General features: G+C 65.0%; 23 protein-coding genes and 2 riboswitches. Of the genes, 11 read left to right on the forward strand and 12 right to left on the reverse strand.

Annotation, left to right across the window (positions count from 1 at the left end; all coding sequences use genetic code 11):
* The first annotated feature begins 54 nt into the window (after positions 1-54).
* Together HNS34_RS10900 and HNS34_RS10905 are read left to right on the forward strand one after the other, a co-directional pair.
* Positions 55-867, forward strand: a complete 813-nt coding sequence (locus tag HNS34_RS10900; protein WP_172320092.1) for a YiiX/YebB-like N1pC/P60 family cysteine hydrolase — start codon at positions 55-57, stop codon at positions 865-867.
* 312 nt (positions 868-1,179) lie between these two features.
* Positions 1,180-1,542: a hypothetical protein gene (locus tag HNS34_RS10905; RefSeq protein ID WP_172320093.1), complete on the forward strand. Its 363-nt coding sequence runs from the start codon at positions 1,180-1,182 to the stop codon at positions 1,540-1,542.
* Positions 1,543-1,619: 77 nt separating this feature from the next.
* Here the strand turns inward: HNS34_RS10905 and HNS34_RS10910 are convergent, their stop codons facing one another.
* Together HNS34_RS10910 and yciA are read right to left on the reverse strand one after the other, a co-directional pair.
* Complete coding sequence (locus tag HNS34_RS10910; protein ID WP_172320094.1) at positions 1,620-1,823, reverse strand: dodecin family protein; 204 nt, start codon at positions 1,821-1,823, stop codon at positions 1,620-1,622.
* A gap of 398 nt (positions 1,824-2,221) precedes the next feature.
* Positions 2,222-2,605 (reverse strand): acyl-CoA thioester hydrolase YciA, encoded by a 384-nt coding sequence (gene yciA, locus HNS34_RS10915; RefSeq protein WP_172320095.1) that lies wholly within the window; start codon positions 2,603-2,605, stop codon positions 2,222-2,224.
* Positions 2,606-2,730: 125 nt separating this feature from the next.
* Between yciA and HNS34_RS10920 the strand changes: the two genes are divergently transcribed.
* A complete protein-coding gene (locus tag HNS34_RS10920) occupies positions 2,731-3,252 on the forward strand; it encodes a DUF4329 domain-containing protein (protein ID WP_172320096.1) in 522 nt (173 codons plus the stop codon).
* Positions 3,253-3,291: 39 nt separating this feature from the next.
* On the opposite strand, the gene gcvP is transcribed toward HNS34_RS10920, so the two are convergent.
* The 4 genes from gcvP to gcvT are packed head-to-tail and all read right to left on the reverse strand — an operon-like array spanning position 3,292 to position 8,118.
* Positions 3,292-6,141: an aminomethyl-transferring glycine dehydrogenase gene (gene gcvP, locus HNS34_RS10925; protein WP_172320097.1), complete on the reverse strand. Its 2,850-nt coding sequence runs from the start codon at positions 6,139-6,141 to the stop codon at positions 3,292-3,294.
* Positions 6,142-6,155: 14 nt separating this feature from the next.
* Positions 6,156-6,617, reverse strand: a complete 462-nt coding sequence (locus HNS34_RS10930) for a hypothetical protein (protein WP_172320098.1) — start codon at positions 6,615-6,617, stop codon at positions 6,156-6,158.
* A 16-nt stretch (positions 6,618-6,633) separates the two neighbouring features.
* On the reverse strand, positions 6,634-6,993 hold the full coding sequence (gene gcvH, locus HNS34_RS10935) for a glycine cleavage system protein GcvH (protein WP_172320099.1): 360 nt from the start codon (positions 6,991-6,993) through the stop codon (positions 6,634-6,636).
* A 24-nt stretch (positions 6,994-7,017) separates the two neighbouring features.
* Positions 7,018-8,118, reverse strand: coding sequence for a glycine cleavage system aminomethyltransferase GcvT (gene gcvT, locus HNS34_RS10940; protein WP_172320100.1), 1,101 nt, complete (start codon positions 8,116-8,118; stop codon positions 7,018-7,020).
* Between the two features lie 77 nt (positions 8,119-8,195).
* Positions 8,196-8,272: riboswitch (glycine riboswitch) on the reverse strand.
* Positions 8,273-8,363, reverse strand: a riboswitch (glycine riboswitch).
* A gap of 73 nt (positions 8,364-8,436) precedes the next feature.
* Here gcvT and HNS34_RS10945 point away from each other — a divergent pair.
* Positions 8,437-9,108 (forward strand): gamma-glutamylcyclotransferase family protein, encoded by a 672-nt coding sequence (locus HNS34_RS10945; RefSeq protein ID WP_235952691.1) that lies wholly within the window; start codon positions 8,437-8,439, stop codon positions 9,106-9,108.
* Here the strand turns inward: HNS34_RS10945 and HNS34_RS10950 are convergent.
* Positions 9,105-10,439: an MATE family efflux transporter gene (locus tag HNS34_RS10950; protein WP_172320123.1), complete on the reverse strand. Its 1,335-nt coding sequence runs from the start codon at positions 10,437-10,439 to the stop codon at positions 9,105-9,107. The genes HNS34_RS10945 and HNS34_RS10950 overlap by 4 nt on opposite strands.
* A gap of 171 nt (positions 10,440-10,610) precedes the next feature.
* On the opposite strand from HNS34_RS10950, the gene HNS34_RS10955 reads away from it, so the two are divergent.
* Positions 10,611-11,099: a GFA family protein gene (locus HNS34_RS10955; RefSeq protein WP_172320101.1), complete on the forward strand. Its 489-nt coding sequence runs from the start codon at positions 10,611-10,613 to the stop codon at positions 11,097-11,099.
* Positions 11,100-11,142: 43 nt separating this feature from the next.
* Positions 11,143-11,529 carry a hypothetical protein gene (locus HNS34_RS10960; protein ID WP_172320102.1) on the forward strand — a complete coding sequence of 129 codons (387 nt, stop codon included), beginning with the start codon at positions 11,143-11,145 and terminating at the stop codon, positions 11,527-11,529.
* A 50-nt stretch (positions 11,530-11,579) separates the two neighbouring features.
* On the opposite strand, the gene gltX is transcribed toward HNS34_RS10960, so the two are convergent.
* Complete coding sequence (gene gltX, locus HNS34_RS10965; RefSeq protein ID WP_172320103.1) at positions 11,580-12,902, reverse strand: glutamate--tRNA ligase; 1,323 nt, start codon at positions 12,900-12,902, stop codon at positions 11,580-11,582.
* A 145-nt stretch (positions 12,903-13,047) separates the two neighbouring features.
* Here gltX and HNS34_RS10970 point away from each other — a divergent pair, with 145 nt between their 5' ends.
* The 3 genes from HNS34_RS10970 to HNS34_RS10980 are packed head-to-tail and all read left to right on the forward strand — an operon-like array spanning position 13,048 to position 15,042.
* Positions 13,048-13,962: an MBL fold metallo-hydrolase gene (locus HNS34_RS10970; protein ID WP_172320104.1), complete on the forward strand. Its 915-nt coding sequence runs from the start codon at positions 13,048-13,050 to the stop codon at positions 13,960-13,962.
* 24 nt (positions 13,963-13,986) lie between these two features.
* Complete coding sequence (locus HNS34_RS10975; RefSeq protein WP_172320105.1) at positions 13,987-14,394, forward strand: metallopeptidase family protein; 408 nt, start codon at positions 13,987-13,989, stop codon at positions 14,392-14,394.
* 3 nt (positions 14,395-14,397) lie between these two features.
* Entirely contained in the window at positions 14,398-15,042 is a 645-nt protein-coding gene (locus HNS34_RS10980; RefSeq protein WP_172320106.1) for a hypothetical protein, read from the forward strand.
* On the opposite strand, the gene HNS34_RS10985 is transcribed toward HNS34_RS10980, so the two are convergent.
* Together HNS34_RS10985 and HNS34_RS10990 are read right to left on the reverse strand one after the other, a co-directional pair.
* Positions 15,039-15,473 (reverse strand): DUF1801 domain-containing protein, encoded by a 435-nt coding sequence (locus HNS34_RS10985; protein ID WP_172320107.1) that lies wholly within the window; start codon positions 15,471-15,473, stop codon positions 15,039-15,041. The two genes, HNS34_RS10980 and HNS34_RS10985, sit on opposite strands and share 4 nt — an antisense overlap.
* 49 nt (positions 15,474-15,522) lie before the next feature.
* Positions 15,523-15,903 carry a VOC family protein gene (locus HNS34_RS10990; RefSeq protein WP_172320108.1) on the reverse strand — a complete coding sequence of 127 codons (381 nt, stop codon included), beginning with the start codon at positions 15,901-15,903 and terminating at the stop codon, positions 15,523-15,525.
* A 75-nt stretch (positions 15,904-15,978) separates the two neighbouring features.
* Here HNS34_RS10990 and soxR point away from each other — a divergent pair, with 75 nt between their 5' ends.
* On the forward strand, positions 15,979-16,428 hold the full coding sequence (gene soxR, locus HNS34_RS10995; RefSeq protein WP_172320109.1) for a redox-sensitive transcriptional activator SoxR: 450 nt from the start codon (positions 15,979-15,981) through the stop codon (positions 16,426-16,428).
* Positions 16,429-16,616: 188 nt separating this feature from the next.
* Here soxR and HNS34_RS11000 read toward each other — a convergent pair whose 3' ends face one another.
* Both HNS34_RS11000 and HNS34_RS11005 read right to left on the reverse strand, forming a co-directional pair.
* A complete protein-coding gene (locus tag HNS34_RS11000) occupies positions 16,617-17,015 on the reverse strand; it encodes a type II toxin-antitoxin system PemK/MazF family toxin (RefSeq protein ID WP_172320110.1) in 399 nt (132 codons plus the stop codon).
* A 47-nt stretch (positions 17,016-17,062) separates the two neighbouring features.
* On the reverse strand, positions 17,063-18,724 hold the full coding sequence (locus HNS34_RS11005; RefSeq protein WP_172320111.1) for an NAD+ synthase: 1,662 nt from the start codon (positions 18,722-18,724) through the stop codon (positions 17,063-17,065).
* 215 nt (positions 18,725-18,939) lie between these two features.
* On the opposite strand from HNS34_RS11005, the gene HNS34_RS11010 reads away from it, so the two are divergent.
* Entirely contained in the window at positions 18,940-20,430 is a 1,491-nt protein-coding gene (locus HNS34_RS11010) for an MORN repeat-containing protein (protein WP_172320124.1), read from the forward strand.
* Positions 20,431-21,042: the final 612 nt, after the last annotated feature.

Genomic DNA, 21,042 nt, shown 5'->3' on the forward strand with positions numbered 1-21,042 from the left:
ACCTTGACAGACCCGCCCCGGACCCTTCGATTATAAGGTGATCGGAGGCCCGAAATGACCCAATCGTCACCGCCCGAAAACGGCTCGCTGCTGCAGCGCATCGGTGCTGCCATCGCCGAAAAGCTGACCCGCCAGAGCCGCGGATACGAGCCCTATACGCCGTCGGATCAGGAGACGCTGCTGGCAACCCTGAAACCCGGCGACATCTTGCTGGTCGAAGGCAACGCGCGGATCTCGGGCGCGATCAAGTATCTTACGCAGTCCACCTGGTCGCACGCCGCGATCTATGTCGGCGACGCGCTGCCCGCGCCTCGGGACGGCGCCGACCGCCCCCGCCTGATCGAGGTCAACGTGGCCGATGGCTGCGTCGCGGTGCCGCTGTCGAAATATGCCTGCTTCAACACCCGCATCTGCCGCCCCGTGGGCCTGACCGAAAGCGAATGCCGCCAGGTGACCGATTTCATGATCGACAAGCTCGGCCTGCGCTACGACCTGCGCAACATCGTCGACCTCATGCGCTATTTCCTGCCCACCCCGCCGGTGCCCGTGCGCTGGCGGCGCCGCATGATCGCGCTTGGCTCGGGCGACCCGACACGGGCGATCTGTTCCTCGCTCATCGCGCAGGCGTTCCAGTCGATCACCTACCCGATCCTGCCCGACGTGGTGCGCCGCGAAGGGATCAGCGACTATGCCGAGCGGGAGATCTACCACATCCGCCACCACTCCCTCTTCGCGCCGCGCGATTTCGACCTGTCGCCCTATTTCCAGATCATCAAGCCGACCCTGACAGGGGAATTCGACTTCCGCACGTTCCCCTGGGGTGAGGCGGAGGATGAGGAGGTGGTGGAGGTGGCAGAGGCGTCTTGAGCCACAGGTGGCCCAATCGGCCCGCGCAGCCACCGAAAACCGCGCCTCTTTCAATCGCCACCGCCCGGAGGAACCCCCGCGCGGCAGGTCTACCCCGCGCGACCAGCAAATCACGCCCCCGATCCGCGAAGCAGACCGTGAAAGAATAGCTGGCCCCTCTTGCCCTCATCCGGCGGTAATTCGGCATGGGCCGATCCTGCCGGGACGCTGGCCAAGGATCGGTTGTCCCCTCACGCGCCCAAACAACCGCGTGACCGGCCCTATCCCGGCCCCCCGAGACCGGCTATCCAGACCAGAACCGGAGTCCCGCCCATGCGCCTCACGACCCTCCTGCCTGCCGCCCTCCTCCTGGCCCTCGTCTGGGCCACGGACCTCACGGCAAGCCTCGGCGCGCATCCCTGGTGGTCGGGCAAGGTGGTGCTGATCGGCGCGGCTCTGGGTCTGGCGCTCGTCTGGCTCGCCAGCCTGCGCATCGCCGCCCTGCCGCTCACCCTCACCTTCCTGATCGCCACGGGCCTCGCGGGCGCGGCGGCGGTCCTCGGCAAGCGGGCCTTCGTCGCCTCCTTCGGTGACAACGCGCTGGCCGGGCAATTCTGGTTCTTCGGCTGGATCGCCACGATGGCCGCCCTCGCGGCGCTTGTCACCGCCCTCACCCAGCTGATCCGGCAACGCTAGGCACACCCGCCGTATGCACAGGGGGTGCATGGGGGGGTGTACACATATGCACCCCCCTCAATCGGGCGATCTCGGCGTCAGTCTTCCAGCACGAAGGTGACCTTCAGCTTGACCCGGTATTCGCTGATCTTGCCGCCCTCGACGATGACGTTCTGGTCCTGGACCCAGGCCGATTTGATGTTCTTGAGCGTGGCGGCGGCGCGCTCGATCCCGTTCTCGACGGCATCGTCGAAACTGCGGCCGGAGGAGGAAATGATCTCGGTAACGCGTGCGACGGACATGGGGGTTCTCCCTTGTTTCATGAGGCTTCAAGGCTAGAAGGACAGCCCCACACGCGCAACTCACCCCGCCTCACATGCGCGCCAAAGCGCTGAAACATGCCGGAAATCGGCGGCGCGCGGGCCTATCTGTTGATCAGACGCGACAGAAACTGAACCGCCCCGCCCGCCCACACGACCCACGATTGCCACGCCAACAAAAGGACCAGACCCATGCGCCCCGCCCCCAAAAGCCACCGCCCAGGCCCCGCCCCCCGCCGCGGCACCGCGGAAGCCCCGGTCCGCCAACCAAGACCCCCCGTCCGCTTTGCCGACTGGGCGATGATCTGATCCGCCCTGCCGACCCCCTCCCGATGACAGGAAGCGATTCCCCCCACGCATCCTGTTGTCGTTTCAAGGGCTTAGTCAGGCAGCGGGCGCGGTTTCCCGTCCTCGTCGATGGCCACGAAAGTGAAGATCGCCTCGGTCACCTTCTCGCGCGCGCCGATGGTGCCGCGCCTGACCCAGGCCTCCACTTCGATCGCCATCGAGCTGCGCCCGACCCGCTTCAGCCGCGTATAGACGCAGAGCACATCGCCCACCGCGACGGGCCGGATGAACTTCATCGCATCAACCGCCACGGTCGTCGCCCGCCCGCGCGAGCGCTCGCGCGACAAGATCCCCGCCGCAATGTCCATCTGGCTCAGCACCCAGCCGCCGAACACGTCCCCATTGCCGTTCACATCCGACGGCATGGCAACCGTGCGCAGGGTCAAGTCGCCCTCGGGGCCGGTTTCCTCTGGCATCCTCGGTCCTTTCCTGTCCACGCCCCGCCGACACTCGCCCGCGCGGGTCGGGATTTCAAGACTGGTCAGCGGGGCACACCGGCCCTAGCATTGCCCACGATGACAGGTCGTTACGGAGAGACGTCATGCGCATGATCGCCGCCTTCTGCATGGGGCTTCTGCTTGGGTCGCCCGCCCTTGCCCAATCGGCCGAGGAGGCGGAGCTGGTCGTCGCCATGTTCCGGTCGATGAACCCGCAATCCATCACCCATGACCGCGAGGTCTGCGGCTATATCGTCGAAAGCCCCTCGGGCCGGATCGAGGTCGGCAAGGCCAGTTGGGGCGGCAACGCGTCATGCGGCACGATCCCGCCACCGGACGGATTTCGGGTGCTGGCCTCGTGGCACACCCATGCCGCCTGGGCCGCGGGCTATGATAACGAAGTGCCGTCGCTGATCGACGTCGAGGGCGACATGTCGCTTGGCATCAACGGCTGGATCGCGACGCCAGGCGGCAGGCTTTGGTATGTCAATGGCCAGACCGGCGAGATGCACCAGTATTGCGGCGCGCAATGCCTGCCTTTCGATCCCGATGCGCAGATGGATACACGCGGCCCCGTCGACAAGCGCTATACGCTGCTGCAATTGCGCGCACGGTTCGGACAGTAACGAAAAAGGCCCCGGCGACGAACCGGGGCCTTTGGCGGATTACTCCGCCGCGTCCAGGTATTCCTCAAGCGGCGGGCAGGTGCAGACCAGGTGGCGGTCGCCATAGGCGTTGTCGACCCGGCCCACGGGCGGCCAGTATTTGTCGACCCGGAACGCACCCGGCGGAAAGCAGCCCTGTTCGCGGCTATAGGGCCGGTCCCAATCACCGATCAGCGCCGCCACAGTGTGGGGGGCATGTTTCAGCGGGTTGTTCTCGGCATCCATCTCGCCCTTCTCAATCGCCGCGATCTCCTCGCGGATCGACAGCATCGCGGCGATGAAACGGTCCAGTTCGGCCTTGGTCTCGGATTCCGTCGGCTCCACCATCAGCGTGCCGGCGACGGGCCAGCTCATCGTGGGCGCGTGGAAGCCGTTGTCGATCAGGCGCTTGGCGAGGTCATCGACGGTGACATGGGCGCTGTCGTCGAAGGGGCGGGTATCCAGGATGCACTCATGCGCGATGCGCCCGTTGCGCCCCTTGAAGAGGACGCCGTAAGCCCCCTCCAGACGCTTGGCGATGTAGTTGGCGTTGAGGATCGCCACCTTGGTCGCCTGGGTCAGCCCCGCGCCGCCCATCAGCAGGATATAGGCCCAGGAAATCGGCAGGATCGAGGCCGAGCCGAGCGGCGCGCCATTGACCGGCCCTTCCTCGCCGCCGGTTTGCGGATGGCCGGGCAGGTGCTTTTCCAGATGCGCCTTGACGCCGATCGGCCCCATGCCGGGACCGCCGCCGCCATGCGGGATGCAGAAGGTCTTGTGCAGGTTCAGGTGGCTGACATCGCCGCCGATATCGCCGGGGCGCACAAGGCCCACCATGGCGTTCATGTTGGCGCCGTCGATATAGACCTGCCCGCCCTGGTCATGGGTGATCTGGCAGACCTCGCGCACGGTCTCCTCGAACACGCCATGGGTCGAGGGATAGGTGATCATGCAGGCGGCCAGGTTTTCGCCCGCGGCCTCGGCCTTGGCGCGAAAATCCTCGACGTCGATATCGCCGTTCTCGGCCGATTTCACCACCACGACCTTGAGGCCGACCATCTGCGCCGAGGCCGGGTTGGTGCCATGCGCAGAGACCGGGATCAGGCAGATATTGCGGTGATCCTCGCCATTGGCCTTGTGATAGGCCTGGATCGTCAGAAGCCCCGCATATTCGCCCTGCGCGCCGGAATTGGGTTGCAGGCTCATCGCGTCATAGCCGGTGATCTGGCACAGCTTTTCCGACAGATCGACCGCCATGTCGGCATAGCCCTGCGCCTGTTCTGCGGGCGCGAAGGGGTGCATGTTGGAGAATTCGGGCCAGGTGATCGGCATCATCTCGGCGGCGGCATTGAGCTTCATGGTGCAGGAGCCAAGCGGGATCATCGCCCGGTCCAATGCCAGGTCGCGGTCGGCCAGGCGGCGCATGTAGCGCATCATCTCGGTTTCCGCCCGGTTAAGGTGAAAGATCGGATGGGTCAGGTAGTCGCTCTGCCGGATCAGGTCATCGGGCACTTGCAGATCCACCCTGTCATCATCCTGGCCGTTCTCGATCCCGAAGGCGCGCAGCAGCCGGTCGAGCGTTGCCGCGCGGGTGGTCTCATCCAGGGACAGCCCGACCTTGGTGGTGCCGACCTTGCGCAAGTTGATCCGCTCCGCCTCGGCGGCCTTCATCACCACGCCTTGTAGGCCCCCGACATCGACGGTGAGCGTGTCGAAGAAATGCTCCGGCTCGACGGTAAAGCCCGCCTCCTGCAAGGCGCGGGCCACGCGGGCGGTTTTGAAATGGATGCGTTCCGCGATGGCGCGCAGGCCCTGCGGCCCGTGGAAGACGGCATAGAACGAGGCCATGTTGGCCAGCAGCGCCTGCGCGGTGCAGACGTTCGATGTGGCTTTTTCGCGCCGGATATGCTGCTCGCGCGTTTGCAGGGACAGGCGGTAGGCCTTGCCGCCCTGCGCATCGACCGAGACACCGACGATCCGCCCCGGCATGTTGCGTTTATAGGCGTCGCGGCAGGCCATATAGGCCGCCGCCGGGCCGCCGAACCCCATCGGCACGCCAAAGCGCTGCGTGGTGCCGACGGCGATATCGGCCCCCATCGCGGCGGGCTCCTTCAGCACGGTCAGGGCCAGCGGGTCGGCGATGACGATGCCGATGCCCTTGTTGTCATGCAGCTTGCCGATCAGATCGCTGAAATCGCGCACATGGCCATAGGTGCCGGGATACTGGAAGATCGCGCCAAAGACCGCCTCGGCGTCGAGGTCGTCGGGGTTGCCGACGATCACCTCGATGCCAAGCGGTGCGGCGCGGGTCTTCATGACGGCGATGTTCTGCGGGTGGCAGTTCTCATCGACGAAAAAGCCCGTGACTTTCGATTTGGAGACCCGCTGCGCCATCGTCATCGCCTCGGCGGCGGCGGTGGATTCGTCCAGCAGCGAGGCATTGGCGATATCGAGGCCGGTCAGGTCCGTCACCATGGTCTGGAAGTTCAGAAGCGCCTCAAGCCGACCCTGGCTGATCTCGGGCTGATAGGGCGTGTAGGCCGTATACCAGGCCGGATTTTCCAGGATGTTGCGCTGGATCGCGGGCGGGCAGACGGTGCCGTAATAGCCCTGCCCGATCATGGTGGTGAAGGGCTGGTTCTTCTTGGCGACCTGGCGCATGTACCACAAGAGTTCCCGCTCGCTCATCGGCTCGCCAGTATCCAGCGGCGCATCCTGGCGCAGCGATTTCGGCACGGTCTGGTCGATGAGTTCATCCAGATCCTTCACCCCCAGAACCTCGCACATCTCGGCCATTTCAGCCTTGGAGGGGCCGATATGGCGCAGGTTGGCGAAGTCGTGCGGTTTGTAGTCGGAGGGTGTGAAGGGCATGGAATGCTCCGGGATCAGTCAGGTTGAGGGGGCGGCGTGGCACCACGCGAAAGGTGCCACGCTATATAGCGTTGGACGACGGCGTCCGGGCCGGTCAGGAAACCCAAGACCTGCCGCCGGAAGGCCCAGGATTTCATCTCGGCGGGCAGGCGCGACAGCCAGTGCCGGTTGTCCGCGGTGCCGGGTTCCTCGCGGCCCGTCAGGCGGTAGCCGCGCGGCATGTTGGGCTGGCCGAAGACCCAGAGCAGGTATTTGAAATGGGCCCACCGGCTGAACTCGGCATCGAACCCGTCGACATGAACGCGCAGGCGGCACCGGGCGGCGTCTCCGGCCTCGGCCAAGGCTTCGGCTATCGCGCGGTCAGCCTCGGTCTCCCATCGGCCCTCGCCCTCCGGCAGGTTACTGAACATACCGTATGTCGCGCGCGAGGGCGGCAGGTCGTGCTTGCCGAAGCGCACACCGTCGATCCATGCCACCGCCCGCTTCACCGCATCAGCCGATCATCTGCTTGTACTCGGCCTCGTCCATGTACTCATCCATCTGGGACAGGTCGGAGGGCCGCATCTTGAAGAACCAGGCATCGCCCATGGCGTGTTCGTTGACCATGCCGGGATTGTCGGTCAGGGCTTCGTTCACCTCGACGATCTCGCCATCGAGCGGCGCCATGATGTCGGACGCCGCCTTGACCGACTCGATCACCACGATGTCGTCATCCTTGGCCACCTCGTCGCCCGCTTCGGGCAGCTCGACAAAGACCACGTCGCCCAGTTGCGTGGCGGCATGTTCGGTGATGCCCACGACGACCAGATCGTCCTCGACGCGCAGCCATTCATGTTCTTCGGTGAATTTCATGTGCAACTTCTCCCAGTTGGTTTTTCAGCGTTTGTAATCGGGTTTGTGGAACGGCAGGTCGGCCTGCGCAACCGGCAGCCGCTTGCCGCGCACCTCGCCATAAAGCGTGGCGTCGGCGGGGATGGTATTGTCGATAAGCCCCATGGCGATCGGCGCACCGACCGAGGGGCCGAACCCGCCAGAGGTGACCATGCCGATCTCCGAGCCGCCCTCGGCCTCGGCATAGAGCGGCACACCGGCGCGCATCGGCGCGCGGCCTTCCGGGCGGAGCCCTACGCGGCGGCGGGGCGCGCCGGTCTCCATCTCGTCAAGGATACGCTCGGCGCCGGGAAACCCGCCCTCGCGGTCGCCGCCCTTGCGCCGGACCTTGTTGATCGCCCAGGACATGCTGGCCTCGATGGGCGAGATATCCTCGTCCAGGTCCTGCCCGTAAAGCGGCATTCCCGCCTCCAGCCGCAGGCTGTCGCGCGCACCCAATCCGATGGGGGAGACCTCCTCCATCTCCAGCAGTTCGCGCGCGAAGGTATCGGCGACATCGGCGGGCACCGAGATCTCGAACCCGTCCTCGCCGGTATAGCCCGAACGGCTGATCCACAGCTCGGACCCGGCCCAATCGGTCTGCACCACATCCATGAATTTCATCGAAGTCACACCGGGCACCAGCCGCGCCATGGCGGTTTCGGCCTGCGGACCCTGCAACGCCAGAAGGGCGCGGTCGGTCACCTCCTCGACCCCGTCGATATGCGCCTTGAGATGCGCGATGTCGTGCTCCTTGCGGGACGCGTTGACCACCAGGAACAGATCGTCCCGCCGCCGCGCGATCATCAGGTCATCCAGCACGCCGCCGTTCGGCGCGGTGAAGAGGCCGTAGCGCTGGCGGCAGCATTTCAGCCCCTGCACATCCACCGGCACCAACCCCTCAAGCGCCGCATCGGCGTCCAGCGGCAACAGCACCTGGCCCATATGGCTGACATCGAACAGCCCCGCCTTTTCGCGCGTATGCAGGTGTTCGGCCATCACGCCCGCGGGATACTGCACCGCCATTTCATAGCCCGCGAAGGGCACGAACTTGCCGCCAAGCTCGGCGTGCAACTCGTGTAGCGGCAGTCTCTTCAGGTCGCCCATGGCGGTCCCCCCGATCAAAATGTCACCGGGGAATCGCCCGGCATCGCAAACCCCCGCGCGTGCCTCGCGCGAAACCCGATGCCCCCTCTGTCCTTTCGCCTGAGATCGTTATCCCTTCGGCGGGTGCGATGCACCACTCTCCAGAGTTGTCCTCATGTCCGGCCAGGTCCTGCAGCCTGAGAGTTTACCGGGGCGGTTGCTCCTTCGGCACCGGCTGTTACCCCGGATTCTCCCTGATCGAACGTGGTGGAGAATACCAACCTTTGCCGGTTCGGCAAGAGGGTTGCTATGCAGGGCGCGCACAGGCATGGTCCGCGCATGTCCGATCCTTTTTTCTTTGGCTATGGCAGCCTCGTGAACCGCGCCACCCACACCTATCCGCAGGTCGAACGCGCCCGCGTCAGGGGGTGGGCCCGCCAGTGGAAGCGCACCCGGCTGCGGCCCGTCGCCTTCCTGACCGCCGTGGAAGCCGATGGCGAGGATATCGACGGCCTTATCGCCGCCGTGCCGGGGGCCGATTGGGCGGCGCTGGATGAACGCGAATGGGCCTATCGGCGCAATCCGGTGGCCGAGATTTTCCACGACCCCGCCGACCGGCCGCCGCTGTCCGACATCCAGATCTACCGCACCGTGATCGAGGAAGACGACAGCCCCGATGCGCGCCATCCGGTCCTGCTGAGCTATATCGACGTGGTCGTGCAGGGCTATCTGCGCGAGTTCGGCCCCGCCGGGGCGGAGCGTTTCTTTGCCACCACGCATGGCTGGGACACGGTGGTGCTGGATGACCGCGCCGCGCCGATCTACCCGCGCCACCAGAGCCTGACCGAGGATGAGATGCGCGTGGTCGACCGCCACCTCTCGGGGCTGGCCGAGGTGATCTGCGACACTGCCCTGCGCGAGGAAATCCGCCAGCACCGCCCGCCGCAGGAACCGGCGTCGGAACAGCGCATGACCCCCGGTGATGCACGGGCGGGATTGGCGACCGGTTAACGCCGATTGTGGAACATCTGCAGCAGCCGGGCCTGCCGGGTGAACGGGGCAGGCTCGCCCGGTGCGTCATGGCGGGCGATGACGCGCAGCGCCAGCGCCGCCGACAGCAGCCCGAACAGCACGCCGCCAAGCGCCTGTCCGATCAGCACCCCCGGCGCGCCGAGCCAGGCCGCGAAGAGGATGACGAAGGGAATGGTCCCCGCCGTGTGCCGCCCCCAGTTCAGCCCGGTGGAATAGAGCGGTCGACCGAGATTGTTGAACGCCGCGTTCGACACGAAGAGCATCCCGTTGAAATACCACGCCAGCGCCAGCGGCCCACAGAAGAGGAAGATCAGGTCACGCGCCACCCCGTCCAGTTGGAACAGGTCCGCGATGACCCCGCGCAGCAGAAAGAGGATGGTCGAGATCGCAACGACCACGATGGCGGTGAAGATCAACCCGTCGCGGTAGGCGCGGCTGACGCGGTCGAACCGCTCGGCCCCGTAATTCTGCCCGATGATCGGCCCGATGGCCCCCGACAGCGCGAAGATCACCCCGAAGGAAACCGGGATCAGCCGTGCGACCACCGCCATGCCCGCCACCGCGTCCTCACCGAACTCGGCCATGGCGCGGGTGACATAGGCCTGCCCGATGGGCGTGGCCAATTGCGTCAGGATCGCGGGCAGCGCGAGCGTCAGGATCGGGGCCAGGTCGGCGCGCAGATCATCCCGCGTGGGCCGGGTCAATCCGCCGTAATGGCGCAGGATCGGGATCAGGGCGGCGATACCAATGGCCACCCGCGCCGCGAAACTGGCGATGGCCGCGCCGGTCAGTTCCAGGTCCAGCCCGAAGATAAGGATCGGGTCCAGCACCGCGTTGACGACACCGCCCGTGATCGTCGCCATCATCGCCGTGCGCGCGGCCCCATGGGCGCGCAGGATCGCGCCGCCGACCATGCCGACCAGCATCATCGGCAAGCTCGGGATCACGATCTGCAAGAACCCGATGGCCAGGTCCTGCGTCTCGCCCGACGCCCCCAGAAGCGCCGTCAGAGGAGCCAGCGACAGCCAGACGGCCAGCGCGAAGAGCGAGCCGAAAGCGACCCCGTAGAGCAGCGATGTCGTCGCCCTGCGCCGCGCAAGATCGTCATCGCCCGACCCAAGCGCGCGCGCCACCAGCGCGCCTGTCGCAATCGCCATTCCGATGCCGAAAGACGAGGTGAAGAAGAGGATCGCACCCGCATATCCAACCGCCGCCGCAAGCTCCGCCTTGCCGAGCATGGCGATGAACAGCATGTCCACCAGGTCGACCACGAACACCGCCATCAGCCCGACGGACGAGGTCAGCGCCATCACGGTGATGTGGCGGAAGAGGCTGCCGGACAGGAATTTCGCACGGTTGGTCACCCCGACTGCGTAGCAGAACCGGCCCCTGACGTCCCTGCGATTTCCGCGCGCTGGCGCACAATGCTATGAGCAAACCCCGATCTCTGCGATACTCTTCCGGACAAGGGGGATGGATCAATGACACATGCAACCGGGGGATGCCTCTGCGGCGCGCTGCGCTACGAGGTGGAAGGATCGCCCGACTGGGTCACGATCTGTTCTTGCAGGTTCTGCCAGCGCGCCACCGGATCGCATCAGATGACGGAACCGATCTTCCTAATCGACCGGTTCCGCATCACCTCGGGCAAGCCAAGGGTCTACACGCATATCTCGGGCGGCAGCGGTCGGGAGGTCTATGCTCATTTCTGCGATGCCTGCGGAACCAAGACGCATCTGACCTTCGATCGCTGGCCCGACCGGCTCGGGGTCTATGCCGGCACGTTCGACGATCCCGGCTGGTTCGAGCTTTCGCCGGAGACAGCCAAGTTCATCTTTCTGGACGAGGCACCGCGCGGCACGCTGGTGCCGCCGGGCTACAAGACATACGGCCAGCACGCCGCCACCGCAGATGGCACGCCATTGGACCCGATGATCCTGTCGGAGGTGCGGCATGTGGGGCGGGACTGATGCCCGATTTTTCCATCCCCGTTTTGAAACAAGGAGATTTTCCATGACCCAAAGGATTTTGCAAAGGGGCCTATGGACCCTCGTGCTCGCGACCGTCCCCCTATCCGCGCTGGCCGAACGCCGGAGCACCGAGATCGAGGCGCTGAACGAGGTCGAGGCACTGCTCAGCTGCAACATGCTTGCCGATCAGGCAGGGGCCACCGGGCGCGGGGCGGTCGAGAATGTCGACTATTTCCGCTGGTCCTGCACCTATGACGTGCCACCCCGGCGCGAGATCAGCGTCGAGGTGATGCCGCTTCTGCATGAGGCGCAGGCCCGCCCGGTCTGCCGCAGTGCCGCCAGTAATCGCAACGGGCGCTGGACCGGCGAATGGGTGGGCAATGGTGCGCTGGCCGCCGGACGCTGCATCATCAGCGTGCCCGCGAATTGAACGGTTGCGGCATGGTATAGGGCGGGGGTCGCCCCGCCACTCGCCACCTCCTAGAGAGCGGGCTTCTTCTGAAGCAGCGGCATGACATCGCTCATTTCCGGCCCGCGCTCCAGCCCCGTCACAGCCTTGCGCAATGGCATGAACAAGCCTTTGCCCTTGCGCCCCGTCGCCTCCTTCACGGCCCCGGTCCAGGCGCCCCAGGTCTCGGCGGTATAGGGCGGGTCGGGCAAGAGCGCGAAAGCCTCGGCCACGAATTCCCGATCCTCCTCGTCCACCACGGGCGTGGCGCCATCGCGGAACAGGTGCCACCAGCCCGCGATGTCGTTGCGCGTGGTGATGTTGGCGCGGGCGACGGTCCAGAAGGTCTCGGCCAGATCCTCCGGCACGCCGATCTCCGCGATCTGATCGGCGACCTGTTCCAGCGGCAGCGTATGCAGATACCGCGCCGTGATCGGGTAGAGGTCGTTCACGTCGAACTTGGTCGGGGCCGCGCCGAAATGGTCCAGATCGAACCCCTCGGCCAGCTCATCCAGATCGGAACAGAGCTCGATCGGCTGCGACGATCCGAGCCGCGCCATGTGGCTGAGCAGCGCCATCGGCTCCACCCCTGCCTCGCGCAGATCGGCCAGCGCCAGCGTGCCGAGGCGCTTCGACAGCGCCTCGCCCTGCGGACCCGTCAACAGCGAGTGATGCGCGAAGGAGGGCGGAGCAAACCCCAACGCTTCCATGATCTGGATCTGCGTCGCGGTGTTGGTGACGTGATCGGACCCGCGCACCACATGGGTCACGCCCATATCGGTATCATCGACAACAGACGCGATGGTATAAAGCACCTGCCCGTCCTGCCGGATCAGCACCGGGTCGGACACGCTGGCCGCATCAATCGACAGATCGCCCAGGATGCCGTCGGTCCACTCGATCCGCTCCTGTTTCAGCTTGAAGCGCCAGACGCCCTGCCCGCGCTCGGCGCGCAACCGGTCCTTTTCCTCCTCGCTCAGCTTCAGCGCCGCGCGGTCATAGACCGGGGGCTGCCCCATGTTGAGCTGTTTCTTGCGCTTGAGGTCCAGTTCCGTGGGCGTCTCGAACGCCTCGTAGAACCGGTCCTTGGCGCGCAATTCATCGGCGGCGGCGGCGTAGCGGTCCAGCCGCTCCGACTGACGCTCCAGCCGGTCCCAGGTCAGGCCGAGCCACTCCAGGTCGCGCTGGATCCCGTCCGCGAAAGCCCGGGTCGAGCGTTCCGGGTCGGTATCGTCGAGCCGCAGGATGAATGTGCCGCCCGCCTTGCGCGAAATCAGGTAGTTGAACAGCGCCGTGCGCAGGTTTCCGACATGCAGGCGGCCGGTGGGGGACGGGGCGAAACGGGTGACGGTCATGGCGCGGATATCCTTATCTCTCGGGGCGATCCTGTTTCACAGAGCCGCGCCATTGTCCAGTTTCGCGCCGACCTCGCGGCATTTTGAGCGACAGGCGGGGCGCTTCCGGTTACCCTGCAAGGGCCAAGCCAAGGGGAGATTTGAGATGACCGATGTAACCCGCCGCCGCCTGATGGGGGCCGCCGCCGCCCTGCCGCTCGTCGGCCTCGCCACACCGCTCATGGCCGAGGCGCCGCCGCTTGGCCCCTCCTTCGCGCGGCACCGGCGGTTCATGCTTGGCAGTTTCGAAGTGACGACGATCCTGGCCGGCACCAACATGCGGCCCGATCCGCAGGAGATTTTCGGACTGAACGTGCCCGAAGAAGAGTTCGAGGAGGTCAGCCGGGCGCATTTTCTCTCGACCGATGAAAGCCGGTTCTGGTTCACGCCCACGGTGGTCAATACCGGCTCGCAGGTGATCCTCTTCGACACCGGCCTCAACCCCGGCGGCATTACCGGCGCGCTGATGGAGGCGGGGTACGAGGCCGACCAGGTCGACACCGTGGTGATCACCCATATGCATGGCGACCATATCGGCGGGCTGATGGATCTCGGCGCGGCGACCTTTCCCAACGCGGCCTATGTCACGGGCCAGGTAGAATACGACCACTGGGCCGGGGCGGGCAATGACGGGTTCAATAGCAAGGTGCGCCCGCTGGCCGACCGGATGAGCTTCCTCGCCCCCGGTCAGGATGTGGCGGGCGGCATCACCAGCGTCGGGGCCTACGGCCACACGCCTGGGCATATGGGATACCACATCGAAAGCGACGGTGCGCGACTGGTGCTCTTTGCCGATCTGGCCAATCACCCGGTCTGGTCCCTCGCCCATCCCGATTGGGAGGTGCGTTTTGACATGGACAAGGAAGCCGCCGCCGCCAGCCGCCGCGAGGTGCTGGACATGATCGCCACCGACCGCATCCCCGCCATCGGCTATCACATGCCCTTCCCCGCATTGGGCTTTGTCGATCGCGCGGGTGACGGGTTCGCCTGGGTGCCGGAAAGCGGGCAGTTGATGGGGTGACCGGCTTGGTGTCTGATGGGCGCCATGAGTGACTGGACCAATACCCTGCCCCCCGGCCTGGAGGCTTTCGACGACATGGCGCGCGCCGTCCGCGATGCCCTGCCCGCCCCCTATGCCGCCCGCGCGCGCGAGGTTGCGCTGCGCGTCGAGGATTTCGCCAGCGACGAGATGCTGGACGCGCTGGAGATGGAGAGCCCCTATGACCTGACCGGCCTCTACGAGGGCATCCCGCTGACCGAGAAATCGGTGATGGACCAGCCGCATGGGCCGGATGTCATCTGGCTCTTCCGCCGCCCGATCCTGGAGGAATGGGCCGATCGCGGCGATATCGGCCTCGGCGCGCTGATCGCGCATGTCTATGTGCATGAACTTGCCCATCACATGGGCTGGTCCGACGCCGATATCGCCACAATCGACCGCTGGTGGGAGTAGAGCTTGACCCAGGGACAGCCCGACGCCACGCTGGCGGTCATGCTGCTCCGGATCCTCGCGTTTCTAGTCATCGTCGCATCCCCCGCCGCCGCCTCGGAATGCGAGACGTCGCCGCGCCCGGTCTGGCCCGTGGCCTGCGCCGACGCTCAGGTGCGCGTCCTGATGCTGGAACTGGCCACGACCGAGCGCGCGGTGCAGGACAACCCGATGCTGACTCCGGCGGCACGCATCGCTGCGGCGATCATTGGCGAGGCGACGTTGCGACGGCTCGACGCCTGCGTTTCGACCGCGAGCCCCCTGCCCTGCATCCGCCTCAACGCAATGCGTCGGATCGGTGAAATTTGGAATATGGAGCTGTTGCCCGACGGCTATCGGGGCCAGAGCAGGACGACCCTTGTCTTTTGCCCGACCCACGCCGCGCCGGTGCGGCTGGTTCGGGTGGAGACCGACCCGGTGCTGCTCTGGACCTCCTACCCGTACGGCGCGCTGCTGGAACGCGATCCGGCCTCGCGCAACGTCGTCTATGGCGGTCAATGGAGCGAGGGCACTTTGGACCTGGGCATCACCCCTGCCGGTCGGCTCGTCCTGACCGGAACGGAACCCCGCCCGATAGAGTGCTTCATCGACGATCTGAACTGGCTGCGCTAGGTCGGTTCCACCGGCCAGTGCCTGGCCAGATCGCGCAGACCCGCGCGGATCAACTCGGCCAGCACGTCCGTGTCGATATCCGCCAGCTTGTTGACATAGAGGCAGGCGCGCCCGGTCTTGTGCTTGCCGAGTCGATCCAGAAGGCCTTGAAACTCGCCATATCCCGGCATGATGTAGATCGAGAGGCTGGATTTGCGCGGAGAAAACCCGGTGGCCAGGAAATCCCCCTCGCGCCCCGTCTTGTAGGTGTAGTGGTAGCGGCCATAGCCGATGATGCTGTCGCCCCACATGACCGGGTTGAACCCCGTCACCGCGCGAAACAGAGTATCCAGCGCCTGCGCATCTGCGCGCCGGACGGGATGCTCGACGCCCGCCAGGAACTCGGCGACGGAGTGCTCCGTCGGTTGGGTCTTGTTCTCACGCGGGCTCATGACGCGGCCCTCCTGCCGCGCCATGATAGCATCGCAAGCGACCTCGCGCCTAAGGGTAGCTGACGACCTCGATCTCGACCCCGTCCGGCCCGTCGAAATAGAACCGCACACCCGGCTCGTAATCGCCGTGACTGTGGGGCGAGAACCCCGCCTTGCGCACATGCGCCTCGACCGCCGCAATATCCGGAACGACCACGCCGATATGGTTGAGCCCGCCCGGCGTCGAATAGCTGTTCGTGGTCGGCGTCACACCGCCCCGGCTGTAGAGCGCGATATAGGAAGCGTCGCCACCGACATGGATCGAATAGCCATCCGATTTCGCATCGCCCTGCCAGCGGATGCGCCAGTCGAAGAGATCGCAGAGCAAGTCGGCAAAGGCCTGCGGGTCCGTGACGGTGATGTTCGCGTGTTCGAGAAAGGCCTGGGTCATGGTGTGGGTCCTTGATTCGGGTGTCATGGGTGTGGTCTAATTCCACAAGCTCACTTTAGCTCAAGAGGTTTCTTCATGCGCAGGCCAAACGACATGCTGCCCATTGGCCGGATCGCCGAACGCACCGGCATGGCCGTCTCGGCGATCCGTTACTACGAGACCGAGGGGCTGGTGCATCCGATCCGCACGGAGGCGGGGCAGAGGCAGTTCCGGCGCTCGGACATAAGGAGGCTCAGCTTCGTGAAAATCGCGCAGGAATTGGGGTTCACGCTGGCCGAGATCCGGGGCGAGATGGCGAAGCTGCCCGAAGGCCGCACGCCGACCAAGGCGGATTGGGGAAAGATCAGCCGCATGTTCCGCAAGCGGCTGGATGCGCGGATTGCGGAGTTGCAGCGGACGCGGGATAAGCTGGATGGCTGTATCGGCTGCGGGTGTTTGAGCCTGAAGAGCTGTGCGCTCTACAACCCCGATGATGCGGCGGGCGCGCGCGGAGCGGGACCGCGGAATATTATCGAGGGCGGGTGACTCCATGCCCAAAATACAAGAAAGCCCCGCGCGAGCAGGGCCTTCAGGGACATTGACAATATCTAGGCTGATCGGAGCTTGTCATCGCTCAGTGATCAACCTGCCTAGTACTCTAGGTCTTAAAGCCCGATAAACGGGATACACCCGAGACGTAGTGAGCGCCCGCACCTGAATCAAGTAACATGTTGTTACTCCTGCTTTGGCGGCATTCCCAAGCCGTATAGCACACCGATCCTAACCGCATGTAAATCCTTAGCATTTGCTTGCGGCGTTGCCCATTTCCGGCGATCCAACTTGAACCCTTGAAGACGATGCAACCCGATATTCATCAGCATGTCGCATTTCGCCCAACATGCAAGGTCATCCGACTCCGCCGGGTGATAGTTCTTTGACAGCCGGACGACATAGGGCTCGCTATGCACAGGCGCGGTAAGGCTGATCGGAACAATGGTCGCAATGCTGGATCTGTGCGGCAGCCGAGGGGACACGACCATCACCGGCCTGACCTTAACCATTTCCGGCTTCACAAACCCTTTGAAGTCGCACATCAGAATCTGCCCGGCACGCGGATGAAAATTGATGGCCATTTACTCAGATACCTTATGACACTGCCCAAGACTGATCCTAATGCTAGTCATTCACTCCCGTCCCGCCACCTGTTCACGATCGGATAACGGCGGTCCAGCCAGAAGGCCTTTTCGCTGAGCCGTGCGCCCGGCGCGCTCTGAAAGCGCTTGTATTCCGAGATGTAGAGCAGGTGTTCCACCTTCTTCACAATGGCGCGGTCATGGCCCATGGCCACGACATCGGCGACCGAGGCCTCCTTGTCGATCAGCATTTCCAGAATCTCGTCGAGCACCTCGTAGGGCGGCAGGCTGTCGCTGTCCTTCTGGTCGGCGCGCAACTCGGCCGTGGGGGGCTTGTCGATGACGCGGGGCGGGATGACCTCGCCCGCTGCGGCCCGCATCCAGGGGCGGTGATTGGCGTTGCGCCAGCGGCAGGTCTGGAACACGCGGGTCTTGTACATATCCTTGATCGGGTTGTAGCCGCCCGCCATGTCACCGTAGATCGTGGCATATCCGACCGCGACCTCGGACTTGTTGCCGGTGGTCAGCAGCATCGCGCCGAATTTGTTCGACAGCGCCATCAGGATGACGCCGCGCAGGCGGGACTGGATGTTTTCCTCGGTCAGACCGGGCTCCGTGCCCGCGAAGAGCGGCGCCAGCGCCTCGGTCATCGCGGCGCGGGCGCCCGAGATGGGAACGGTATCCAGCCGACAGCCGAGATTGCCCGCGACCTCCGCCGCGTCATCGAGGCTTTCCTGCGAGGTGTATTCCGAGGGCATCATCACGCAATGCACGTTCCGGGGCCCGAGCGCATCGGCGGCGATGGTCGCGACGATGGCCGAATCGATCCCGCCCGACAGGCCGAGCAGCACCTGGCTGAACCCGGTTTTGGCGACGTAGTCGCGCACCGATTCGACCATGGCGCGGTAATCGGATTCCCATGTATCGGGCAGGACGACCCTTTCGCCCTCGACAGCGCGCCAGCCCGCGTCGGTGCGGGTGAAATCGACATGGGTGATCGCCTCGTCGAAGGCGGGCATCTGATGGGTCAGCACACCGCCGGGATTGAGCACGAAGCTCGCCCCGTCGAAGACCTGGTCATCCTGCCCGCCGACAAGGTTGAGATAGACCAGCGGCAGCCCGGTCTCGATCACGCGGGCCACCGTCACCGCCTGGCGGATATTCATCTTGCCGCGATGATAGGGCGAGCCGTTCGGCATCAACAGGATTTCCGCGCCGCTTTCCTCCAGCGTCTCGGTCACATCCTCGAACCAGCCATCCTCGCAGACCGGCACCCCGATGCGCAGCGGCCCGACCGAGACCGGCCCCTGCGGCGTGCCCGCGTGGTAGTAGCGCTTTTCGTCGAAGACCTTGTAATTCGGCAGATGCTGCTTGAGCACGCGGGCGGTGATCTTGCCGCCTTGCAAGATGAAATAGGCGTTGAAGGGCTTGTCGGGGCCGGGCCAGGGGCCGCCGATACCGATCGCGGGGCCGTCTGCACAATCCGCCGCCAGACGTTCCAGAACCCGTTGCACATCCGCCGCGAAGGCAGGTTTGCGCACCAGATCCTGCAACTGGTATCCGGTGATGAACATCTCGGGGAAGGCGACCATATCGGCCCCGGCCAGCTTCGCCTCCTGCCAGGCGGCGCGCACGCGGTCGGCGTTGTCTTCCAGCGCGCCTACGGTGGCGTTGAGTTGCGCCAGCGTGAGGCGGAACGTGTCGGACATCTGGGCCTCCTCGGGCTCTGCTCAGGGCACTGCTCGGGCCCGGTTCTAGCAGATCACCGCCTGCCGCCAAGCCACCTTTGGCAAAAGAGATTGCGACGATACCGCCCCTCCACTAGGTTAAGGCCCGGGCCGAACAACAATTTCTCCGAAGGAGACATCAGGTGAGCCAATCAGGTGCAGGCACGCTGCGGCGGGTCATTTCGATCATCCCCCTCATGGTGATGCTGGCGGGGTCCGCATGGGCGCAGGACTCCGGCGAGATCGAGATCCACCAATATGAAGGCGGCGGCATCTACGAGGGCACCTTCCGGGGCGGCGTGCAGCATGGCACGGGCACCTACCGGCTGCCCAATGGCTATGAATATACCGGCGAATGGGTCGATGGCGAGATTCGGGGCCAGGGCCGCGCGGTGTTCCCAGATGGCTCGATCTACGAGGGCAGCTTTGCCGCCGGCCGGCCCGAAGGCTTCGGCATGATCACCTTCGCCGATGGCTCCACCTATGAGGGCGAGTGGTCCGAGGGGCGGATCAATGGCACGGGCCTCGCGCTCTATGCCAACGGCGTGCGCTACGAGGGCAGCTTCCGCAACGCGCTGCATCACGGGCAAGGCACGATGGACAGCCCCAATGGCTACCGCTACCAGGGCGCCTGGGTCGACGGGCGCAAGCAGGGCCAGGGCACGATCACCTATCCCGATGGCGCGGTCTATACCGGCAATTTCGAAAATGACCAGCGATCCGGCCAGGGCCGCCTGGAGATGCCCGATGGCGTGATCTACGAAGGCGCCTGGGATAACGGCCAGATCAACGGCCATGGCACGCTGACGCAGCCCAATGGAGACGTCTATGAGGGCCAGCTTGTCAACGGTCAGCGCCAGGGATCGGGGATCGTGCGCTACGCCAATGGCGACCGCTACGAGGGCCAGTTCGCCAATGACCGCCGCCATGGCCAGGGCGAGTTCCGCGGCGCGGATGGCTACTATTACCAGGGCCAGTGGGTCGACGGTCGGATCGAGGGCGAAGGCCGCGTGACCTATCCCGACGGCTCGGTCTACGAGGGCACCTTCCGCAACGACCTCGCGCATGGGCGCGGCACGATCACCTATGAGGACGGATCGACCTATGAGGGCGACTGGGTCGAGGGCGTGATCCAGGGCTTCGGTGTCGCGCGCTATACCAACGGGCTGGTCTATGAGGGCCAGTTCCTCAATGCCCGCCAGCATGGCCAGGGCGTGATGACCAACGCCAATCCCGACTACGACCCGGAAGAAGCTGCCGCCGCCGAGGCCGCGGGGGAGGAGTATGACGAGCCCGAATTCCTCTATCGCTACGAGGGGGCCTGGGCCGACGGGCTGCGGCACGGATCGGGCATCGCGACCTATGCCGATGGCACTGTCTATGACGGTGAATTCAACGCCGGTCAGCGCGATGGCGAGGGCACGCTGACCATGCCCGACGGCTTCACCTATAGCGGCGAATGGGAAGACGGAGAGATCAACGGCATGGGCCGCGCGACCTATGCCAATGGCGATGTCTACCAGGGCCTCTTCGTGAACGGCACGCGGCAGGGTTCCGGCACGATGACCTATGCCGCGACCGATGGCGAGGAAAGCCGGGTCGTGCAGGGCGAATGGGAAGACGGGCGCTTGGTGGAGACCACGGACGAGACCACGGAAGAGGGTGGTGAAGGGACCGCGACGGAGTAGCGATCACGGCGCATCCCGTTGTCTTCGGGGTGAAGGTGGTCAAGCGCCTTCCAAGGCGCTCATGCGCGGCCTTATGTATCAGACGCTCCAAGCGGTGTGGTGAAATGACTCCACGAATCCGAAGCGCTGCTGCATGGTCGATGGATGCGTAGATCCATCAGATATCTACTTGGTGCTTTGATGTTCGCCGCTACTCCCATTATTTACCTCAACATTGAGGTTTGGGCAGCGCAACGTCAGCTGGATCAACTCCTTGCTGGACATGTCCCTGACTGGCTCTTGGGCCTAGTCTTGCAGCGGTGGATATTTTGGCTGTCACTTGTGGTCGCGGGCTTTGCCTGTGGGGTTTGGCTTGATGCAATCATGCGAAGACGCCCGAAACAGGAACCGCTACAAGTTCTGCTTTCCGAAAGATGCAAGGACTTAGCGACAGACATAAAGATTGGGGTTTCTGGTTTGCGACCGTCAGGGCCGCTTGCCAAGTATCTATCAACCTACAATCTCTTACGTTCAGATATTCATGAAGTAACCGGCGAGCAGTGTCCCAACAGTTGGTGTAACTCCCGCCGGTAGCGCGGGCTGAGCGGAGCCTTCGCATAGCGAAGCGAGGCC

The organism is Alterinioella nitratireducens, assembly GCF_013155465.1.
Classification (GTDB): Bacteria; Pseudomonadota; Alphaproteobacteria; order Rhodobacterales; family Rhodobacteraceae; genus Alterinioella; species Alterinioella nitratireducens.